Raw genomic sequence first — 18,428 nt, forward strand, 5'->3', positions numbered from 1 at the left:
AGGTGTCCTCGCCGTGTGTGTTGTTCGGATTTAGCCGATCAGAGCCTCGATCGGTCCGCGGGCGAAGAACACCACAAAGCCGGCCGCGACGATCCACAGCAGCGGGCTGATGGTGCGGATCTTGCCGGCCAGGGCGTGCAGCACAACCCAGGAGACAAAGCCCACGCCGATACCGTTGGCGATCGAGTAGGTCATCGGCATCACGGTGATGGTCAGGAAGACCGGCAGCGCGACCGTGTACTCGGTCCAGTCGATCTCCTTAATCTGGCTGATCATCATGGCGCCCACGATCACCAGCATGGCCGAGGCCACCTCGGAGGGAACCAGCTGGGTCAGCGGGGTGAAGAACACGGCCAGTAGGAAGAGCAGACCGGTGACCACGTTGGCCAGACCCGTGCGCGCACCCTCACCGATTCCGGCGCCGGACTCAACAAACACGGTGTTGGAGGAACCCGAGGTCACACCACCGGCGATCGCTCCGACGCCCTCGACCACCAGGGCCGACTTCAGACGCGGGAAGTTACCCTTCTCATCGGCCAGTCCGGCCTCCTTGGACAGACCGGTCATGGTGCCCATCGCGTCGAAGAAGTTGGAGAAGACCAGGGTGAAGACCACCATGATGCCGGCCAGGATGCCCAGGCGCTCGAAGCCGCCGAAGCTGAATGCGCCGATCAGGCTAAAGTCGGGCAGCGAGACCAGGCTGCCGGTGAACTCGGGCACGGTGAGGCCCCAGCCGCCGGGGTTCGGCTTGCCGTCCACGAAGGCCGGGCCGAGCTTGAAGATGGCCTCGGCGATGATCGCCAGCACGGTGCTGACAACTAGGCCGATCAGCAGCGCGCCGCGCACCTTGCGGGCGACCAGGATTCCGGTCAGCAGCAGGGCGATGACAAACATGATGGTCGGAACGGTCGTGATCGAGCCGTCCTTGCCCAGGCCCACCGGGGGCGAACCCAGGCCGGTCGAGGTCACAAAGCCCGCGTTCACAAAACCGATGAACGCGATAAAGAGGCCGATACCCACCGAGATGGCCACCTTGAGCTGCACCGGAACGGCATCGAAGATCATCCGGCGCAGGCCGGTCACGGCCAGCAGCACGATGATCACACCGTTGATGACCACGAGACCCATGGCCTCGGACCAGGTGACCTGGCCCACGACGCTCACGGCCAGGAACGAGTTGATCCCGAGGCCCGCGGCGAAGCCGAAGGGCAGGCGGGCCACCACACCAAAGAGGATGGTCATCACACCGGCGGTCAGGGCGGTGACCGCGCTGACCTGGGCGAAGTCCAGGGCCTTACCGGCGATATCGGGGTGACCGGAGAGAATAATCGGGTTCAGAACCACGATGTAGGCCATGGTGACAAAGGTCACCAGACCGCCGCGGATTTCCGCGCCGAAGGAGGAACCTCGCTTGGTTACCTCAAAAAACCTGTCGATCTTGCTCTTGACGCTGGATGCGTTCTCTGAGGCCACTGGCGGGCGCTCCTCTCAAAAAGTTTGTCTGTGAAATAGCATAGAGTGTTGCCAGGTCTGTTGACGACACGCGATACCCTACCCTCCCTGAAAGTGAATACATGGCCCTCCCTTGGACCCTGCATGGCGACGGAAAAACCGTTCAGCCCCGCGAAATTGTTGCCCCCGGCGAACGCCTGAGCTGGCCCCGCACCATCGGAATCGGTGCCCAGCACGTTATTGCAATGTTTGGTGCGACGTTCCTCGTCCCCGTGTTGACCGGGTTCCCGCCGAGCACCACCATCCTCTTCTCGGGTATCGGAACGATCCTGTTCCTGCTCATCACCAAGAACAAGCTGCCCAGCTACCTCGGCTCCTCGTTTGCGTTTATCGCCCCGGTTCAGGCGGCGGTGGCCAGCCACGGCCAGGAGAGCGCACTGTTTGGCATCGTGGTGGTGGGTCTGACCCTGGCGCTGATCGGTCTGCTGGTCAACTGGACCGGTGTGGGCTGGATCAATAAGCTCATGCCCCCGGTGGTTGCCGGAACCATCGTCGCGCTGATCGGCTTTGCCCTCGGTCCGGCGGCCTGGATGAACGCCGAAAAGGCCCCGATCACCGCGCTGGTCACCCTGTTCGCGGTGGTCCTCTCGACCGTGCTGTTCAAGGGCATCCTCGGTCGCCTCTCGATCTTCATCGGCGTGATCGTCGGCTACGTTTTCGCCGTGATCCGTGGCGAGGTCGACTTCAAGGCCGTGGGCGAGGCCGCCTGGATCGGCCTGCCCGACCTGCACCTGCCCGGCAACCCGTTCCTGGACTCCGGTCTGTGGACCGTCCTGCCCGCCTTCATCCCCGTGGTGCTTGTGCTGATCGCCGAGAACGTGGGCCACATCCGCGGCGTCGCCGAGATGGTGGACCAGCCCAAGCTCAACAAGCTCACCGGCCGCGCCCTCTTCGCCGACGGCCTGGCCACCATCGTTGCCGGTTCCGGCGGCGGTTCGGCCACCACCACCTACGGTGAGAACATCGGTGTGATGGCCGCAACCCGGATCTACTCGACCGCTGCCTACTGGGTGGCCGGTATCGTGGCGATCCTGCTGAGCCTCTCCCCCAAGATCGGCGCGATCATCACCACGATCCCCGCCGGTGTGCTCGGTGGCGTGACCACCGCGCTGTACGGTCTGATCGGTATCGTCGGTGTGAAGATCTGGCTGGACAATAAGGTCGACTTCTCGCTGCCCAAGAACCAGTTCACCGCGGCTACCGCGCTGATCGTGGCCGTGGGACAGTTTGTCTTCACCTTCGACGACATCTCGTTCAACTCGATCGCCCTGGGTGCGATCGCCGCCATCGTGATCTACCACGTGATGAACGTGCTGGGTCGCTGGCGCGGCACCGACGGTGAGGACGCCTCGCCGCTGATCGGTGGCACCGAGGCCCCGGCCGCCTCGGCCACCACCTCGGGCAAGGACGCGGGCACAGCCGCGTAGCACCACCCCGCCACACACAGGAACCCCCGCCGAGCTACTCGGCGGGGGTTCCCGTTTTCAGCGGCGAACCGGATCGTGCTACTGGCGCACGTCCAGGCGTTCGAGCCCGGCAATCGCGCCGCCATCGGCACGCTGCACGCTCACCGCGTTGGCCCCGACGCCGAGCGGCAGGTACACGGTCTGCGTGCCCACGTGCCCGGCCCCACCGGTCGCGGGCAGGGTGATCGGCACCACGGTCCCGTTCACCACCACCTTGGCCGAGATCGCGGAGGCCGCCGAGTAGCGGATCTGCGCGGTTGTGGATCCGGCGTTGAGCGCATTCACACTCGCGCTACCCGAGGACAGCGCGTAACCGGACACCACGGTCACCCGATCGAAGTCCGGCGCATAGCCACCGACAGCCCCGATCACCACGGTGTTGTTGCCCGCGTTCAGCTGAACCGGCACATCGACCGTGCGGACGATCTCCCATCCGGTCGGCTTGCCGTCGTTGCCCTTCCCTGAGCGCGGCGGTGAGACCGTCTGCGCCGAGCCTCCGTTAACCTTCACGGTGAAGGAGCGCGGATCCTCGGAGAGATAGCCCACCCGCAGCGTGTAGGTTCCGGCCGTGGCGACCTGGAGGTTCGGGAAGCTCAGCGTCGCCGATCCCCCCATGCTGCCCACCTTGTTGCCACCCGAGCAGCCCGGGCAGGCGGCGATCTGGGCGCCGCCCGCACGCACAGCGGCGGATCCCTCGGCCTCGATCACGCGGTCGGCGGTCCCGAGCATCGCCAGCGGGGTCTTGGACACGTGCACCGAGACGCCGCCGTGCAGGCGCAGCGGAATACTCAGCGTGGTGCCCGCGGTCACCGTCTGGGTGCTCAGCGCGATGCTGCGATCATCCGCGCCGTCGGCGAAGATGGTCGCGGTGTAGGATCCCGAACCCAGGAAGCTCAGCGGGATCGTGGCGGTGCGAGCCTTATCGGTGACCGATCCGATGAACCAGTCGTCCCCGCTGCGGCGAGCCAGGGTCGCGTAGTCGCCGGGGAAGCCCTCGATCAGCTTGGTCTGATCCCACACGCTGGGGATCGCGCGCAGCAGGTGACGGCCAACCCAGGTTTCATACGCGGCGTTTGAGTCCGCATAGTGTGCCATCGCCGAGGCTGTCACCACGCCGAGTGCCAGCTGGTGCGCGTGGGTCGTGAGCAGGGATCCGATCGAGAAGGTGATCGGGGTCATGTCCATGCCGCCGATCACATTGCGGGTGAACGGGTAGGTGGCCGAGTCCTTGGCCGTAGGCGGGCGGCCATACTTGTACTGCTCGTTACCGAGCACGGCCTCGCTGGTGATGATCTGCGGATAGGTGCGGTTCTCCCCCGCCGGCTTGGTGGAGCCGTGGAAGTTCACCAGCACGTGGGCGGTCCCGGCGGCCTTCGAAATGCGATCGTAGAGCGCGATGGTTTCGGCTCGATCCGACTGCATGAAGTCGATCTTGACCCCGGAAACCCCGCGGTTCTTCACGTTCTGCATGACCTGGTTGACCTGGGCCTGGGTGAAGTAGCTACCGTCGGCGTTGGTGAAGTCGCCCTTGTGCATCCAGATGAAGATGCCCACGCCGCGCTCCTTGCCGTAGGCGGCCAGGTATTCCACGTCGCCGTTGGTGTTGTTGTAGCAGCAGTCCACGGTCACGTAGCGCACCCCGAGCTCCTCGGCGGAGTCGATATAGGACTGCTGGGACAGGCGCATGTTGTCGCCCTCGCCCGCCTTTTCCTCATTCGACCACCAGGACCAGAGTGCGGCCCCCGGTTCAACCCAGGAGCTGTCGGTCCCGGCCGCCGGATCGGGGTTGAGGTCGGTGACCATCGAGCTCACGGTGACCTTTTCCAGCTGCGAGCTGGCAATCACCACGCGCCACGGGGTCTGCACCGCACCGTTCACCGGCACCGCCACGGCCGAGGCCGCGGTGCTAAACACGTTGTTGTCGGGTCCGGGCAGCTGGGCGTTCAGGGTGCGGTTGTTGTTGCCGTTCGCATCGAGTCGGATCGCCGGATAGAAGTCGTTGTTGTAGACGGCGGCCTCGGTGATCAGCGCCCAGGATGCGTTATCGCGCAGGCTCGCCAGCACCGGCATCGAGAACTTCTTGGTGCCCATCTGGGTGGACGAGACATACGGGTAGCTGTCCTCGTAGTCCTTGGCCTCGCGGTAGGGGCTGGCCCAGAGTCCGGTCCCCGTGGGGAGCGCAAACTTGGTGGCCTCGCGGGTCAGCGTGGTCTGGCCCACCCCGGCGACCTTATAGCGGAAGGCCACCCCGTCGTTCTGGGCGCGGGCGGTGATTTCCAGGGTGGCCGCGCCCTTGCGATAGGTCAGGGTCATCTCGTTGGCATCCGAGGTGATCGGCCCATTTGTTCGGGCTACCAGCGAGTACTCCTGGTGCACGGCGCGGGTGGTGACCGAGTCAAAATTCAGCCCGGTGCTGAGGTCCGCAGCCGCGGTCACCAGTCCCAGGGCCGAGGAATCGATCACGCTCTGACCGTTCTGGGCGACGCTGTAGTTCAGCGCGCCGCCGGTGGCCTCGGTCACCACGAGCGAGGTGTTGCCGTCCGGGGAGGTGACCGTATAGGCCCCTCCGACGGCGGCTGCGGGAAGCGATCCGAGCGGGATCGCGGCCCCCGCAAGCAGCAGTGCGCCGCTCGCGAGGGCAACAAGACGATGTTGTTTCATGCTTCCTCCTGTCGGTCGACGCGCCATCGCGTCGACACTCAGGAGTAAACCGAATTTAATTCACATCGTCAAGTAACAGTTTGATCTCGGTTAGGCGCGAACCAGGTCAAACAGCAGCGCATTTCCCGGGTTGAGCAGGGGCAACGGAACCCCCGTCACACCCAGCACAAACCCCGAGAGGATCGGTGCCGACTCCCCCGTGGGCAACCACTCGGGATCCGCCACCTGATGCGGCTGCGCGGGTCCCACCTCGCGCCGAATCGCCACCCGATAGCGCGCCTCGGGATCCAGGCCCGGGAAGCGAACACGCGGGGTGTGGGCCACCGCGCTGGTCGCAAAACGCTCCCATGCATAGATCGCCCGCGACCCATCCGATGCGACAACCCCGTGCAGCGCGGCCCCCGCATCCAGCCCGTCGGCGTGCACCGAGGTGCCCGCGTGCAGGACCGGACGCAGCTCGCGATACAGCGCGGTCCAGGCGGTCAGCATTGCGCGCTCCTCGGGGGTGCACGAGGTAATGTCCCATTCGATTCCGGCGTGACCAAACAGCGCGGTGATCAGCCGGTACGGCAGCGCGATCCAGCGGTGCGTGGTGTGCGCCTCCTCGGGCCCCACGTGCACCCCGATCACCTCGGGGGGCAGCAGCGCCGCGGTCCAGCGGTGGATCCATCGTCGCTCGATCGGATCGTTGGTATCCGAGGCCCACACCCGCTGCGCGCGGCCCATGATCCCCAGGTCCACCCGGGCCCCGCCGCTCGCGCAGGATTCCAGCTCCAGCTCGGGGAACTCGGCCCGCAGCTCGGCAAACATCCGGTACAGCGCCCGGGTCTGCTCATGGACTCGGACGGTGCCGGTGGTGCGGTCGATCGCCGCGTGCAGCTCGCGGTTGTGGTCCCACTTGATGAAGTTGATGCCATACTCCCGCACCAGGGCCGAGATCCGGTCATAGATGAAGCGATAGGCCTCGGGATGCGCGATGTTCAGGACGTGCTGGTGACGCCAACTCCGGCCGAGCTGGCGCTCGTCGGCGAGGATCCACTCGGGATGCGCGCGCGCCAGATCCGAGTCCAGGTTGACCATCTCGGGCTCAAACCACAGCCCAAACCCCAGGCCCAGGCCGTGCACGTGCGCGGCGAGCTTGCCCAGCCCGCCGGGCCAGATTCCCTCGTCCACAAACCAGTCGCCGAGGCCTGCGGTGTCGTCGCGTCGCGCGCGGAACCAGCCATCATCCAGCACAAATCGCTCAACCCCGATCTCGGCCGCGGTGTCGGCCAGGCGCGCTAGGGTCTCGAAGTTCTGGTCGAAGTACACGGCCTCCCAGGTGTTGAGCACCAGCGGACGCGGCTTCTCCGGGTGCGCGGCCAGGGCGCGCGAATAGGCGTGGAAGCGGGCGCTGATGCCGTCGATTCCCGCGTTTGACCAGGCAAAGAGCACCTCGGGCGACACGTAACGCTCCCCCGCCCGCAGCCGGATTTCGCCGGGTTCCAGCAGCTCACCGCCGCCGATTAGCGAGGTGAGCGCGCCGGCCCCCTCGGGCAGGCGATCCACGCGCTGTTCGAGGGATCCCGACCAGGCCACGTGGGTGGCCCAGATCTCTCCGCTGCGGTTTTCAAAGCCCGGGGTGCCGAGCAGGGTGAGGTAGGCGGCGTCGTGTCCGGGACGTCCACGATGCGTGGCGCGCACGTGACCGCCGTCGCTCAGCGGCGTGCGCTGCGGGCGGCGCTCCCCGCTCCAACGGCCGGTGAAGTCGAAGATGTCGCGGGCGCGCTCGGGCACCGGAAGCAGGGCGCGCACGGCACCGAGCGCGAGGATCGCGTCCGCCGGGTCCTCGGCGAGCAAGCTCACCCCGTCCGCCGATCCACCGGCGCCCAGCGGCGACTCCGCAGCGACCAGCTCGAACCGCACGGCCAGCACCCCGGCCGGGCTCAGCTCATAGTTCGCCACCACCTCCAGGCCGGTTGCCGCCTCGCGCAGCCAGAATCGGGCCGACCGGGTATCGCTCTCCACCCGCAGCAGTTCAAACCGGGTCGCGCTGCGCCCGCCGCGGGCCGCCTCGATCCCCGGGACCCCGGACCAGCCGTCGGACTGGGCGGGCAGGATCCCGAGCCGCCGTGGCTGATCGAAGGAACTGTTGACCACCGCGGGGAGCGCGGTGGCGCGCAGGTCCTCCAGGGCGTGGCCATCCCCGGCGGGAATGGCCTCCCCCCAGTGGATCACCGCGGGGAGCTCATCCCCCACCACGTCGAGGACCACGCTGACCCCGGCCGCGGACAGGTGAATGGGCGAAGCAGGTGTGTTGTTCATGCAGACTTCCTCATCTGGCACATCGTTCGTGCATACTTGACATCGTGAATTAATAATGTCTACACTCAACCAACAACGCAACCGTGTAATCCGGATTCCCCGCGAAAAGGACCCCGATCAACGATGATCACAAGCACCTCCCCTCTCCCCACCCCCGTCGCCGTCACCGAGCTGGTCGAGGGTGACCTCACCGCGACCCTGACCCACGACGGGGAACGCCTGCTGCTGAGCGCAACCCACAACGGCGCCCCGGCGATTGACCCGATCGAACTGGGCATCACCGTCAACGGCGAGGCCCTCACCGGCACCGGCGAGATCACCGGCATCCACCAGGAGCGGATCGCCGAGACCTACACCGCCTACACCGGCAAGGCCACCGGCACCCGCACCGTGGACCACGCCGAGCGACACATCGAGCTGCGCTCCCCGCGCGGTACCGAGTGGACCCTCATTCTGCGCCTGGGGCACGATGGCCTGGCCTTCCGCTATCAGATCGGCGCCGCCGCCGCGGTCCCCGCCGACACCCTGACCCTGGGTACCGAGCTGACCCGGATCCCGCTCAAGGGTGCCGAGCGCGCCTGGGTACTCGACTACCAAACCTGGTACGAAACCCCGCGCGTGGGCGTCAATCTCGCCGACCTCGCCCCGGGAGACTATGGGTTCCCGCTGCTGGTCTCGCGTCCCGGGGGCGCACACGTCCTCTGGAGCGAATCCGACATCGACGCCACCAACTCGGGTGCCCACCCGGTGTTCACCCGCGAGGGCGGACCCGCGCTGCTGGTGACCCCGGCGGATCCCACACTCTCGATCCTGGCCGGACACCGCACCCCGTGGCGGGTCGCGATCATCGGATCCCTGGCCCAGGTTGTCGCCTCGACCCTGGTGGATGACCTCGCCCCCGCACCCAGCGGCCCAATCACCGCGCCGCGGCCGGGACGTGCGGCCTGGTCCTGGTGGTCAAGCCAGTACTCCGGCGCCTACCTCTCCGACCAGAAGCGCTTCACCGAGTACGCCGCCGAGCAGGGCTGGGAGCACGTGCTGGTGGACTGCGGCTGGGACGAAACCTGGGTCCCCGAGCTGGTCGCCTTCGCCGCCGCCCGCGGCATTCAGGTGCACCTGTGGAGCTCCTGGTCCGACCTCGACGGTGCCGAGGCGCTGAGCAAGCTTGAGCGCTGGCGCAACTGGGGTGTGGCCGGAATCAAGGTGGACTTCATGGAGTCCGAGGGTAACCGCCGCTACCGCTGGTACGACGCGATCCTGCGCGAGAGCGCGCGGGTGGGCCTGATGGTCAACTTCCACGGCTCGGTGATCCCGCGCGGCTGGGCCAAGACCTACCCACACGTGGTCTCCTATGAGGGCATTCGCGGGGCCGAGTACTACGTGTTCTACGGCAACCCGCTCTCGGCTTCACACAATGTGATCCAGCCCTTCACCCGCAATGTGGTCGGCGCGATGGACTACACCCCGGTCACCTTCAGCGCCCCCGAGCGCGAAACCAGCGACGGCCACGAGCTGGCCCTCGGGATCGTCTATGAGTCGGGGATCACCCACTTTGCCGACGATCCCGACCGTTACCGCGAGCGTCCGCTGGCTAACCGATTCCTGGCCGAGCTGCCGGCAACCTGGCACGAAACCCGCCTGCTCGGCGGCGACCCCGACAGTCACGCGCTGATTGCCCGTCGCCACGGCGACGCCTGGTACCTGGGGGCGATCGCGACCGGTGCCGCGCGCACGCTGAGCCTGCCGATCGGTGAGCTCACGGCGGGCGGTCCGGCCGCCGGTAATCCCGCAGCCGGGAACACCGCAGCCGGCGCACAGCCGCGGGCAGCGCTGGATATTTGGCTGGTCACCGACGGTCCCGATAACACCCTCGAGGAGACGCTGCTGAGCGCCCACGGCGGCGAGGCGATCGAGGTCCCGATTGCCGCCAACGGCGGATTTGTGGCCATCGCGGTCCCCGCCGGTGCCCCGCTGCTGCGGGCGAAGCCGCGAACGGTGCTGCCCGAGCCGGTCGTTGAACCTCGGGTGGCCGCCATTACCGCCGGCGGCACCGCAACCCTGCACACCGAGCCCGGCGCCCGCATTCGCGTCACCCCGGGCTGGTCGGCGCTGCCCGCGGGCGACAACGAGCGCGCCTGGACCATCACCGCCCCCGCCTCGGCGAGCGCCGGAGACACCGGGGTCGTGACCGTCGAGCTACCCGGCACCGACGGCGTCCCGCGCACCGCCCACGCCCGCTTTGTCCTCCCGTTCGGGGAGGGCGAGCACCCGCTCTCGAATGCCCCCTTCCTCTCCTGCCACAACGAGGTCGGGCCGGTGGAACGCAACGAGTCCAACGGCGGGGGCGATCCCCACGATGGCACCACGCTGACCGTCGCCGGAACCAGCTATCCGTCGGGGCTCGGCGTCTCCCACAACTCCGCGGTCACGTTCTACCTGGGTGGTTCGGCCTCCACGCTGCGCACCGCGGTCGCCGTGGACGACGAGACCCCCGATGCCGCCGCCCGGGTCTCGATCGAGATCGACGGCACCGAGCACACCCGACTCACCCTCCGCTCGGGTGAGGCACCCCACGACCTGGAGATTCCGGTCGTCGGTGCCCACACCCTCACCCTGCGCACCCAGCCCCTTGATGGAGCGGCCCCGGCCCACATCGACTGGCTGAACCCGCGCCTCCAGTCCTAACCCTCCCCCAGTGTTCCATCCCTCCCGCCCCCGGGCGGAACAACGAAAGGAATCCCCATGAAGAAGTGGCTTGGTACCACCGTCGCGATGCTCGCGGCCGGTGCCCTCCTGGCCGGGTGCTCATCGTCGAGCCCCGGATCTTCGAACGGCGACGAAGCCGTGACCCTCACCTACGGCGTCTGGTCGCAGGAGGATGCCATGCAGAAGATCGTGGACGCCTTCGAGGCGGACAACCCCAAGATCAAGGTCAAGCTGCAGGTCAACCCGTGGAATGAGTTCTGGACCAAGCTCCAGGTCAGCGCCCAGGGCGGCACCGCCCCCGATGCCTTCTGGATGCTCGGCGACCGCTTCCAGGTGTACGCGTCCAACGATCAACTCCTCCCGCTGGATGACGCGATCAAGGACGCGGGCATCGACACCTCCGTCTACCCCAAGGCCCTGGTGGACCTGTTCAACTACGACGGCAAGCAGTACGGCCTGCCCAAGGACTTTGACACCATCGGTCTCTGGTACAACAAGACCCTGTTTGATGCCGCCGGCGTCGCCTACCCCACCGACCAGTGGGGCTGGAAGGACGTCCAGGATGCCGCGGCCAAGCTGACCGATCCGGCCGCCGGCACCTTCGGCATCGCCGCCCCGCTGAACCGCCAGGAGGGCATCTACAACACCATCGCCCAGGCCGGTGGCGAGGTCATCTCGGCCGACGGAAAGAAGTCGGGCTACGACAACCCCAAGACCCAGGAGGGTCTGCAGTACTGGGTCGACTTCGTGAAGAACGGCCAGTCCCCCACCCTCAAGCAGCTCGCCGACACCGAGGCCGTCGCCCAGTTCGAAAATGGCAAGGTCGCCATGTACTACGGCGGATCCTTCTACGCGAGCCGGTTCTACGAGGACGCGAAGCTGCGCGGCGAGATCGACGTGACCGTGCTGCCCAAGGGCGAGAAGCGCGCCACGGTGATCAACGGCATCCAGAACGTCGGCTATGGCAAGACCAAGCACCCCGAAGAGCTGAAGAAGTTCCTGCTGTTCCTCGGTGGCGAAAAGGCCGCCAAGATCCAGGCCGACACCGGTGCCGCGATCCCCGCGTATGAGAACACCCAGCAGGCATGGATCGACTCGATGCCCGAGTTCGCGCTGAAGAACTTCATCGACCAGGTCCCCGATTCGGTGGTCTACCCGGTGTCCAAGAACACCCCCGCCTGGAACGAGCTTGAGGACAAGCTGCTCGCCCCGGCCTGGGAGCTGAGTGAGAGCGTGCCGAACGCGGCAAACGCTCTCGCCGAGGCCATGAACAAGGTTCTCGCCAAAGAATGACCAGCACACTGAGCGGGCGGGGCGCGAACACGCGTCCCGCCCGTCCGGCCCGGCGACGCGGTGCCGCGGTCGGCCTGCTCTTTATCGCTCCCGCGTTCATCGGGCTGCTCGCCCTCTATCTGATCCCCCTGGTCCGCACGGTTGTCCTCAGCCTGATGGAGACCGGTCCCTTTGGCGGCGGTAAGTTCACCGGCCTGTCCAACTATGAGGCGCTGCTCAGCGACGAGGCCTTCTGGCACGCCCTGCGGAACAGCGCGATCTACACGGCCATCGTGCTGATCGGCATCCCACTGGCGATCCTCGTCTCGGCGCTGATCAACAACGCCCGCCGCGGCCGCGCGATCTACCGTGTCCTCTACTTCCTGCCCGTGGTCACCCTCCCCGTGGCCGTGGGTATGGTCTGGCGTTACATCTATAACGGCGACTTCGGTCTGCTCAACCAGTTCCTCGGTCTGTTCGGGATCGACGGGCCCAGCTGGGTTGCCGACCCGCAGGTCGCGATCTTCGCGGTCGCCATCGTGGGCATCTGGATGACCCTCGGCACCAACATCATCATCCTGGGCGCGGGGATGCAGGGCATCCCCGAGGAGCTCATGGAGGCATCCTCGCTGGATGGTGCCGGTCCGGTCCGCCAGTTCTTCGGCATCACGTTGCCGCTGCTGAGCCCCAGCATCTTCTTCGTCTCGGTGCTCTCGGTGATCTCCTCGCTGCAGATGTTCGACCTCATCTACGTGATGATCGGCCGTGGATCCCCCGCCCTCGACGGTTCGAAAACCATCGTGTTCCTCTTCTATCAGAAGGCGTTTATCGAAAACGATCAGGGCTTTGGGGCCGCGATCGCGATCGTCTTGCTGATGATCATCATGGCGGCCACCGCCATCCAGTTCCGCCTTCAGCGCAGATGGGTCTTTTATGGGTGAGACAGTTTTGAGCCGCGGACGAGCCTCACGCCGTCCGACGCAGTGGGTCACCCACACGGCGCTGATCCTCGGGGCCTTCGTGATGGTGGCCCCCTTCATCTGGCAGCTACTGACCAGCATGAAAACGATCCCCGAGTCGCGGGCGGTTCCGCCCACCCTGCTCCCGGGCACGTTCAACCTCTCCTCCTATGAGCGCTTCTTTGACATGGTGCCTTTCTGGGGCATGCTCGCGGTCTCCCTCGGCGCGCTGCTGCTGCGAGTGGCCGGGCAGCTGCTGATCTGTGCGCTGGCGGCCTACGGGTTTGCCCGCTTCGAGTTCCGCGGTCGCAACCTGCTGTTCGGGGCGTTCCTGATCATGCTGATGGCCCCGAGCCAGCTGTTCATCATCGCCCAGTTCGACCTGGTCAAGGGCCTGGGAATGCTCGACACCGTGCCCGCCATCGCCCTCCCCGGCATCTTCTCGGCGTTTGGTACGTTCCTGATGCGTCAGGCGTTCCTGGCCATCCCGCGCGAGTTTGAGGAGGCCGCGCGCCTGGACGGCGCCGGATCCTGGCGGATCTTCTGGCAGATCATGCTTCCGATGACGGGCCCCACGCTTGCGGCCCTCACGGTGCTGACCTCGTTATACTCGTGGAACGACCTGCTCTGGCCGTTGATTGTCACCTCGTCGAAGGAAACCATGACGCTGCCCGTTGGACTCGCCGCCCTGCAGGGGCAGTACGGTACCGACTATCCCCTGCTGATGGCCGGATCCTTCATCGTCTCGCTGCCGCTGATCATCATCTTTGTGGCCCTGCAGCGCCAGTTCTTTGCCGGAATCGCGTCGAGCGGACTCAAGGGATGACCGGCATCGCGCAGATTCCGGTGTCCTCCCCGGCGGGCATCGCGGTCTTTGGGCACATCCTCAGTCACGGACCGGTGCCGCGGATCGACGTGGCCCGGGCGACCGGGCTCTCGCAGGCGGCGGTCACCAAGGCCGTCACCGTGCTGATCGAGGATGGCTTCCTGGAGGATGAGGACGCCGCCGCTCCCCCGCGCTCGGAGGCCCCGCTGGGCCGCCCGGCCAACCCGCTGCGGGTGCGCGCCGGGCGGGCGCAGGCGATCGGGGTCAAGGTCACCGCGGACCGGGTGTACGCAGTGCGCACCGACCTGGTGGCGACCCCGCTGGCCTCGACCAGCCGAGACAACCCCGACACCACCCCCGAGGCGGTGCTCACCCAGATTGCCGCGGTGGTGCGGGATCTCCTGATCGAGGGCACCCCGGTTTCCGGGGTCGGGATCACCGTCTCGGGCGATGTGGATGCGCAGGCCGGCGTGGTCCGCGACTCCCCGCTGATGGGCTGGCGGAACGTCCCGGTGGCCGCGCTGCTGGGTGAGCGACTGGGGCTGCCCATCGTCCTGGAAAACGACGTGCGCGCGCTGACCATCGCCGAGCAGATGTTTGGCCGTGGCGCCGGCACCCACTCGTTTGCGATGGTCACCATCGGTGCCGGCATCGGCTGTGGCATCTTTGTCAACGGCGCGGTGGTCGAGGGTGCCCACGGGGTCTCCGGCGAGATCGGGCACCTCCCGCTCGCGCCGGGCAACCTGGTGTGCTCCTGCGGACGCCGCGGGTGTGTGGAGACCATCGCGTCCTCGGCGGCGATCGTGACCGCCGTGCGCCGCGCCCTCGGCAATCACACCCTGGACATGCCCGCGGTGGTTGAGCTCGCCCGTGCGGGCGATGTGGCCGCGCGGACCGCGTTTGCCGACGCCGGCGAGACCATCGGATCGGCGCTGGCCGCGCTGGTCAACCTGATCGGCCCGCAGCGCGTGATCATCGCCGGCGAGGCCGTGGGTGAGTACGACCTCTATGCCGAGCGCATCCGCAAGGCCTTCGCCGAGCACGCGTTCGGGTCCGCCCTGAACTGCGAGATCATCGTGGCGTCCCACACCTTCGAGGAGTGGGCGCGCGGTGGCGCGGTGGCGGTGATTCGCGAGATCGCTCGCGGGCGCGGGTAGGTTGCCGAGACCGCATCACAAACGGGCCCGGTCCTCTTCTTCTGAGGACCGGGCCCGTTTGTGGGTGTCGGAGGGAGGGAGCCTGGCCGACTAGGCCCGGCGACGGCGCATCGCGGAGGCCGCACCGGCCACCATCAGGAGCAGTGCCGTGGCCAGCAGGGACCAGGAGGCCGAGGCTCCGGTGCGAGCCAGCGCTTCGGTTGCCTGGGTGACGGTATCGGCGCCGGTGCCCGCCGCCGGATCGGTCGTGGCGGCCGCGGTGCCGGTGCCCGCTTCCGGATCGGTCGTGGCGGCCGCGGTGATGTCGCCCGCGTCGATGGTCAGCGGGTCCGTGATTGCCGGTGCGGTCGGGTCGACAGGGGTGGTCGGGGTCGTCGGCTCGGTCGGGGTGGTGGGCTCAGTCGGGTCGATCGGGTCGACGGGAGCGGTGGGGTCGGTGGGCTCGGTCGGGTCGGTCGGCTCGGTCGGGTCGACGGGAGTGGTCGGGTCGGTGGGCTCGGTCGGCTCGGTCGGCTCGGTCGGCTCCACGATGACCGCCGGGGTGGATTCCTGCACGATGCGTCCCGAGAAGACCGCTCCCGGGTGTCCGGCTACCGAAGCCGTCCAGCTCAGCGTGTTGGTACCCAGGGCCTCGGCATAGGTCCAGGATTCGCCGTCGGCGGCCACGCTCGCGGTGTCGGAGACCGGCGAAATAGCCGTTCCGTCGGCGTTGCGCACCGGGTTCTGCTGGATCTCACCGGCGGCAATGGCCCCCAGGGCGGAGCGCTGATCGCTCAGGCGCAGATCCATCGCCGAATTCCAGCCCGCCAGCGGGGCAAGGCTGATGATCCGGTTACCGGAGAGGTCGGCACCTCGGAATGCGGGGAACGTGGGCAGCACCGAAACATCACCGATCTGGTTGTTCGCGGCCACGATGCCCATCAGGTTGCGGGCACCCGTCAGCGGCGTCAGGTCTGAGATTCGGTTATTACTAATAATCAGGCCGGTGAGCTGGTCCTTCACCTGTGCCAGCGGAGCCAGGCTGCTCAGTGCGTTGCCATCAAGCTCCAGCACCTGGAGACGAGGAAGCTGCGGGAGCGCGGCATTCGTGAGGCCGCCGCCGTTTACCGAGAGCTTGATCAGGTTGGGGAGGGAGGGCATGCTGGCCAGCGAGGTGAGCGAGGATCCGGTGACACGCAGGGTCATCAGCCGTTCGAGGCTGGCCAGCGGTGCCAGCGAGGCGATCCGCGACCCGGTCAGGGTGAGGGTGTTGAGGTTCGAGAGCTGTTCGATGCCGCCGAGGTCGCCCGCGGTGCCGCACTCCAGAACGGTGAGGTTGGCCACATCGGTCGGGTCCAGCGCCTCCCCGGGTTCGGTATCGAGGCTCGCCCGGACGCAGGATTCCAGTCCCGCATCAGCGAAGGTGACGCTCTCGGCGGCGGTGGCGGCTGTGGCCCCGCCCCAGAGAACCGAGGTGAGCAGCGCGCCGGCAATTCCGAACGCGACGGGGGCACGGAATCGTTCGGTGAGTCGGGGGAACGTGGGCTGAGTCATGCATCTCCAATATCGGGGGTGCGAACCACGGGTGGTGGCTCAGATTCGGGTTAGTCACCGGTAGAAACCGGTTGATATGACTAACATATCGATTGATATGCAGTCGGCCCGAGGGTCCCGTCGTTATTTGGATGTACCCCTGTCGCATGGAAAAACGCAACCGGGGTGCCCGCGAAAACGCGGACACCCCGGGATAACGGTGAAGCCTAGCCGTGGAAGAACGGCACAATCAGGTAGATACCTGCCAGCACGGCCGCCGCACACAGGGCGAAGCAGGCGTAGGCACCGGCCCGAGCCAGGCCCTTCTGGGCCGGGGTCAGCGGGTTCTTCTTGGCGGCCTTGGCCGCACGCTTGGAGGCCTGCTTGATCTCGGCCTTGGACAGCACGGTGATCGCATCGGTGAACTCGGCCGGCAGTGCCACCGGCACCCGGCCGGCGGTCACCAACAGGCGCACACCCATTGCATACAGGGCAACCACCAGAATGGTGCCGGTCAGCGCGGCCACAAAAACCGTAATAAAGGCGATCCAGTCGACGCTCATCGCTTGTCTCCCTCGTTCGACTCGGACCCGGTGCCGGTGGCGGACGAGCCGCTAGCCTCGGACTGGGCCGCTGTCTCCGCCTTGGCGGCTGCCTCGTTCTTCGCAGCCGCCTCGTTCTTGGCAGCCGCCTCGTTCTTGGCAGCCTGAGACTCGGCCTTTGCCTCCGCCTTAGCTTCGGCCTTGGCCTCAGCTTTAGCCTCCGCCTGCGCCTCGAGGCGGGCCTCGATGCGGGCGGGGATCGGCTTGGGCTCAATCTCCTCGGGGATGTCTACGGCGAAGGCGGACTCGGCCACATCGGCCACCGCAGCCTCGACGAAGTCGGTCTTGCTGCGACGCGACCACAGGTAGATGAACAGAACGGCGCCGAATCCGACAATCGCGTCGATGATCAGGCCCACGGTACCGAAGTTGTGTGCCACCCAGGCGGCCAGGCCACCCACGATGGCGGCGGCGGGAAGGGTCATCAGCCAGCCCAGCGCGATGCGCCCGGCGGTGCCCCACTTCACCTTGGAGCCGCGGCGTCCAAGTCCCGAACCGATCACCGATCCCGAGGCAACCTGGGTGGTCGACAGGGCGAATCCGAGGTGGCTGGAGGCCAGGATCGTGGCGGCGGTGGAGGTCTCGGCGGCGAAGCCCTGGGCGGGCTTCACCTCGGTCAGACCGGTACCCAGGGTCGCGATGATGCGCCATCCACCCACGTAGGTGCCCAGCGCGATGGCCAGCGCACACACCAGGATGACCCAGAACTGCGGCTCGGTGTGGTCGGCAGACTGTGCACCCACGGCCACCAGGGTCAGGGTGATCACACCCATGGTCTTCTGCGCGTCGTTGGTACCGTGCGCGAGAGCCACCAGGGAGGAGGTGAAGATCTGGCCGTAGCGGAAGCCGGCACGACCGTCGGGCTTGCCGTCGTAGCGACGGGTCATCGCGTACACCAGGCGGGTCGCCAGGAAGGCGATCAAACCGGCCGTAAGTGGCGCCAACACCGCCGGGAGAATCACCTTCGACAGGAGCTGTCCGCTGTCGATCGCGGTAAACCCGATACCCACGATGGCCGCACCGATCAGACCACCAAAGAGCGCGTGAGACGAGCTCGAGGGCAGACCCAGCAGCCAGGTCAGCATGTTCCAGATGATGGCACCCATCAAGCCCGCAAAGATCAACTCGGGGGTGATTTGCACCCCGCCGTCTCCGCCCTCACGAATGATGCCGTGGGAGATGGTTTTGGAAACCTCGGTCGAGAGGAAGGCTCCGACCAGATTCAGGATGGCCGCGAGTGTAACCGCGACTTTCGGCTTCATCGCACCGGTAGCAATGGGGGTTGCCATCGCATTCGCGGTGTCGTGAAAACCGTTTGTAAAGTCAAAAAAGAGTGCGAGCGCTATTACGAGAATAACGATAAAGGTTGCGTCCACCGGGATTTTTCTCTGAGTCGGACCCCCACTGTTCAGGAATGCGTCATACGGAGTTCACGACGATTTCCCACACAC

Annotated in this window: 12 protein-coding genes; 6 read left to right on the plus strand and 6 right to left on the minus strand. The window is 66.8% G+C overall.

Going from position 1 to position 18,428, the window contains the following annotated elements:
• Positions 1 to 30: 30 nt before the first annotated feature.
• Positions 31 to 1,473, minus strand: a complete 1,443-nt coding sequence (locus tag C7C57_RS11095) for an NCS2 family permease (RefSeq protein WP_187976468.1) — start codon at positions 1,471 to 1,473, stop codon at positions 31 to 33.
• 101 nt (positions 1,474 to 1,574) lie between these two features.
• On the opposite strand from C7C57_RS11095, the gene C7C57_RS11100 reads away from it, so the two are divergent.
• Complete coding sequence (locus C7C57_RS11100) at positions 1,575 to 2,939, plus strand: uracil-xanthine permease family protein (protein ID WP_187976469.1); 1,365 nt, start codon at positions 1,575 to 1,577, stop codon at positions 2,937 to 2,939.
• A 78-nt stretch (positions 2,940 to 3,017) separates the two neighbouring features.
• Here C7C57_RS11100 and C7C57_RS11105 read toward each other — a convergent pair whose 3' ends face one another.
• A complete protein-coding gene (locus C7C57_RS11105; protein ID WP_187976470.1) occupies positions 3,018 to 5,639 on the minus strand; it encodes a glycoside hydrolase family 97 catalytic domain-containing protein in 2,622 nt (873 codons plus the stop codon).
• A 90-nt stretch (positions 5,640 to 5,729) separates the two neighbouring features.
• Positions 5,730 to 7,943 carry an alpha-galactosidase gene (locus tag C7C57_RS11110; RefSeq protein WP_187976471.1) on the minus strand — a complete coding sequence of 738 codons (2,214 nt, stop codon included), beginning with the start codon at positions 7,941 to 7,943 and terminating at the stop codon, positions 5,730 to 5,732.
• Between the two features lie 123 nt (positions 7,944 to 8,066).
• Between C7C57_RS11110 and C7C57_RS11115 the strand changes: the two genes are divergently transcribed.
• Genes C7C57_RS11115 through C7C57_RS11135 form a run of 5 tightly spaced genes read left to right on the plus strand, consistent with a single transcriptional unit; the run spans position 8,067 to position 14,863 of the window.
• Entirely contained in the window at positions 8,067 to 10,628 is a 2,562-nt protein-coding gene (locus C7C57_RS11115) for a glycoside hydrolase family 97 catalytic domain-containing protein (RefSeq protein WP_187976472.1), read from the plus strand.
• Positions 10,629 to 10,685: 57 nt separating this feature from the next.
• Positions 10,686 to 11,942: a sugar ABC transporter substrate-binding protein gene (locus tag C7C57_RS11120; RefSeq protein WP_187976473.1), complete on the plus strand. Its 1,257-nt coding sequence runs from the start codon at positions 10,686 to 10,688 to the stop codon at positions 11,940 to 11,942.
• Positions 11,939 to 12,862 carry a carbohydrate ABC transporter permease gene (locus C7C57_RS11125; protein WP_187976474.1) on the plus strand — a complete coding sequence of 308 codons (924 nt, stop codon included), beginning with the start codon at positions 11,939 to 11,941 and terminating at the stop codon, positions 12,860 to 12,862. The genes C7C57_RS11120 and C7C57_RS11125 overlap by 4 nt, the downstream gene beginning before the upstream one ends.
• The gene (locus C7C57_RS11130; RefSeq protein ID WP_187976475.1) at positions 12,855 to 13,706 is read left to right on the plus strand and encodes a carbohydrate ABC transporter permease; all 852 of its coding nucleotides are present in this window, start codon (positions 12,855 to 12,857) and stop codon (positions 13,704 to 13,706) included. Before C7C57_RS11125 ends, C7C57_RS11130 begins: the two co-directional genes overlap by 8 nt.
• Complete coding sequence (locus C7C57_RS11135; RefSeq protein WP_187976476.1) at positions 13,703 to 14,863, plus strand: ROK family protein; 1,161 nt, start codon at positions 13,703 to 13,705, stop codon at positions 14,861 to 14,863. The genes C7C57_RS11130 and C7C57_RS11135 overlap by 4 nt, the downstream gene beginning before the upstream one ends.
• A gap of 90 nt (positions 14,864 to 14,953) precedes the next feature.
• Here C7C57_RS11135 and C7C57_RS15765 read toward each other — a convergent pair whose 3' ends face one another.
• The 3 genes from C7C57_RS15765 to C7C57_RS11150 all read right to left on the minus strand — a co-directional run bounded on the left by C7C57_RS15765 (position 14,954) and on the right by C7C57_RS11150 (position 18,353).
• Entirely contained in the window at positions 14,954 to 16,396 is a 1,443-nt protein-coding gene (locus C7C57_RS15765) for a leucine-rich repeat domain-containing protein (RefSeq protein ID WP_223144742.1), read from the minus strand.
• A gap of 206 nt (positions 16,397 to 16,602) precedes the next feature.
• Positions 16,603 to 16,938 carry a hypothetical protein gene (locus tag C7C57_RS11145; RefSeq protein ID WP_030142975.1) on the minus strand — a complete coding sequence of 112 codons (336 nt, stop codon included), beginning with the start codon at positions 16,936 to 16,938 and terminating at the stop codon, positions 16,603 to 16,605.
• A complete protein-coding gene (locus tag C7C57_RS11150; RefSeq protein WP_187976477.1) occupies positions 16,935 to 18,353 on the minus strand; it encodes an inorganic phosphate transporter in 1,419 nt (472 codons plus the stop codon). The genes C7C57_RS11145 and C7C57_RS11150 overlap by 4 nt, the downstream gene beginning before the upstream one ends.
• Between the last annotated feature and the right edge of the window lie 75 nt (positions 18,354 to 18,428).

It is taken from the genome of Mycetocola sp. JXN-3, assembly GCF_014522285.1.
GTDB classification, from domain to species: domain Bacteria; phylum Actinomycetota; class Actinomycetes; order Actinomycetales; family Microbacteriaceae; genus Mycetocola; species Mycetocola saprophilus.

Coding starts and splice junctions, on each gene's coding strand:
- C7C57_RS11100 (WP_187976469.1), top strand. CDS start 1,575: ATGGCCCTCCCTTGGACCCTGCATGGCGACGGAAAAACCGTTCAGCCC.
- C7C57_RS11105 (WP_187976470.1), bottom strand. CDS start 5,639: ATGAAACAACATCGTCTTGTTGCCCTCGCGAGCGGCGCACTGCTGCTT.
- C7C57_RS11110 (WP_187976471.1), bottom strand. CDS start 7,943: ATGAACAACACACCTGCTTCGCCCATTCACCTGTCCGCGGCCGGGGTC.
- C7C57_RS11115 (WP_187976472.1), top strand. CDS start 8,067: ATGATCACAAGCACCTCCCCTCTCCCCACCCCCGTCGCCGTCACCGAG.
- C7C57_RS11120 (WP_187976473.1), top strand. CDS start 10,686: ATGAAGAAGTGGCTTGGTACCACCGTCGCGATGCTCGCGGCCGGTGCC.
- C7C57_RS11125 (WP_187976474.1), top strand. CDS start 11,939: ATGACCAGCACACTGAGCGGGCGGGGCGCGAACACGCGTCCCGCCCGT.
- C7C57_RS11130 (WP_187976475.1), top strand. CDS start 12,855: ATGGGTGAGACAGTTTTGAGCCGCGGACGAGCCTCACGCCGTCCGACG.
- C7C57_RS11135 (WP_187976476.1), top strand. CDS start 13,703: ATGACCGGCATCGCGCAGATTCCGGTGTCCTCCCCGGCGGGCATCGCG.
- C7C57_RS15765 (WP_223144742.1), bottom strand. CDS start 16,396: ATGACTCAGCCCACGTTCCCCCGACTCACCGAACGATTCCGTGCCCCC.
- C7C57_RS11145 (WP_030142975.1), bottom strand. CDS start 16,938: ATGAGCGTCGACTGGATCGCCTTTATTACGGTTTTTGTGGCCGCGCTG.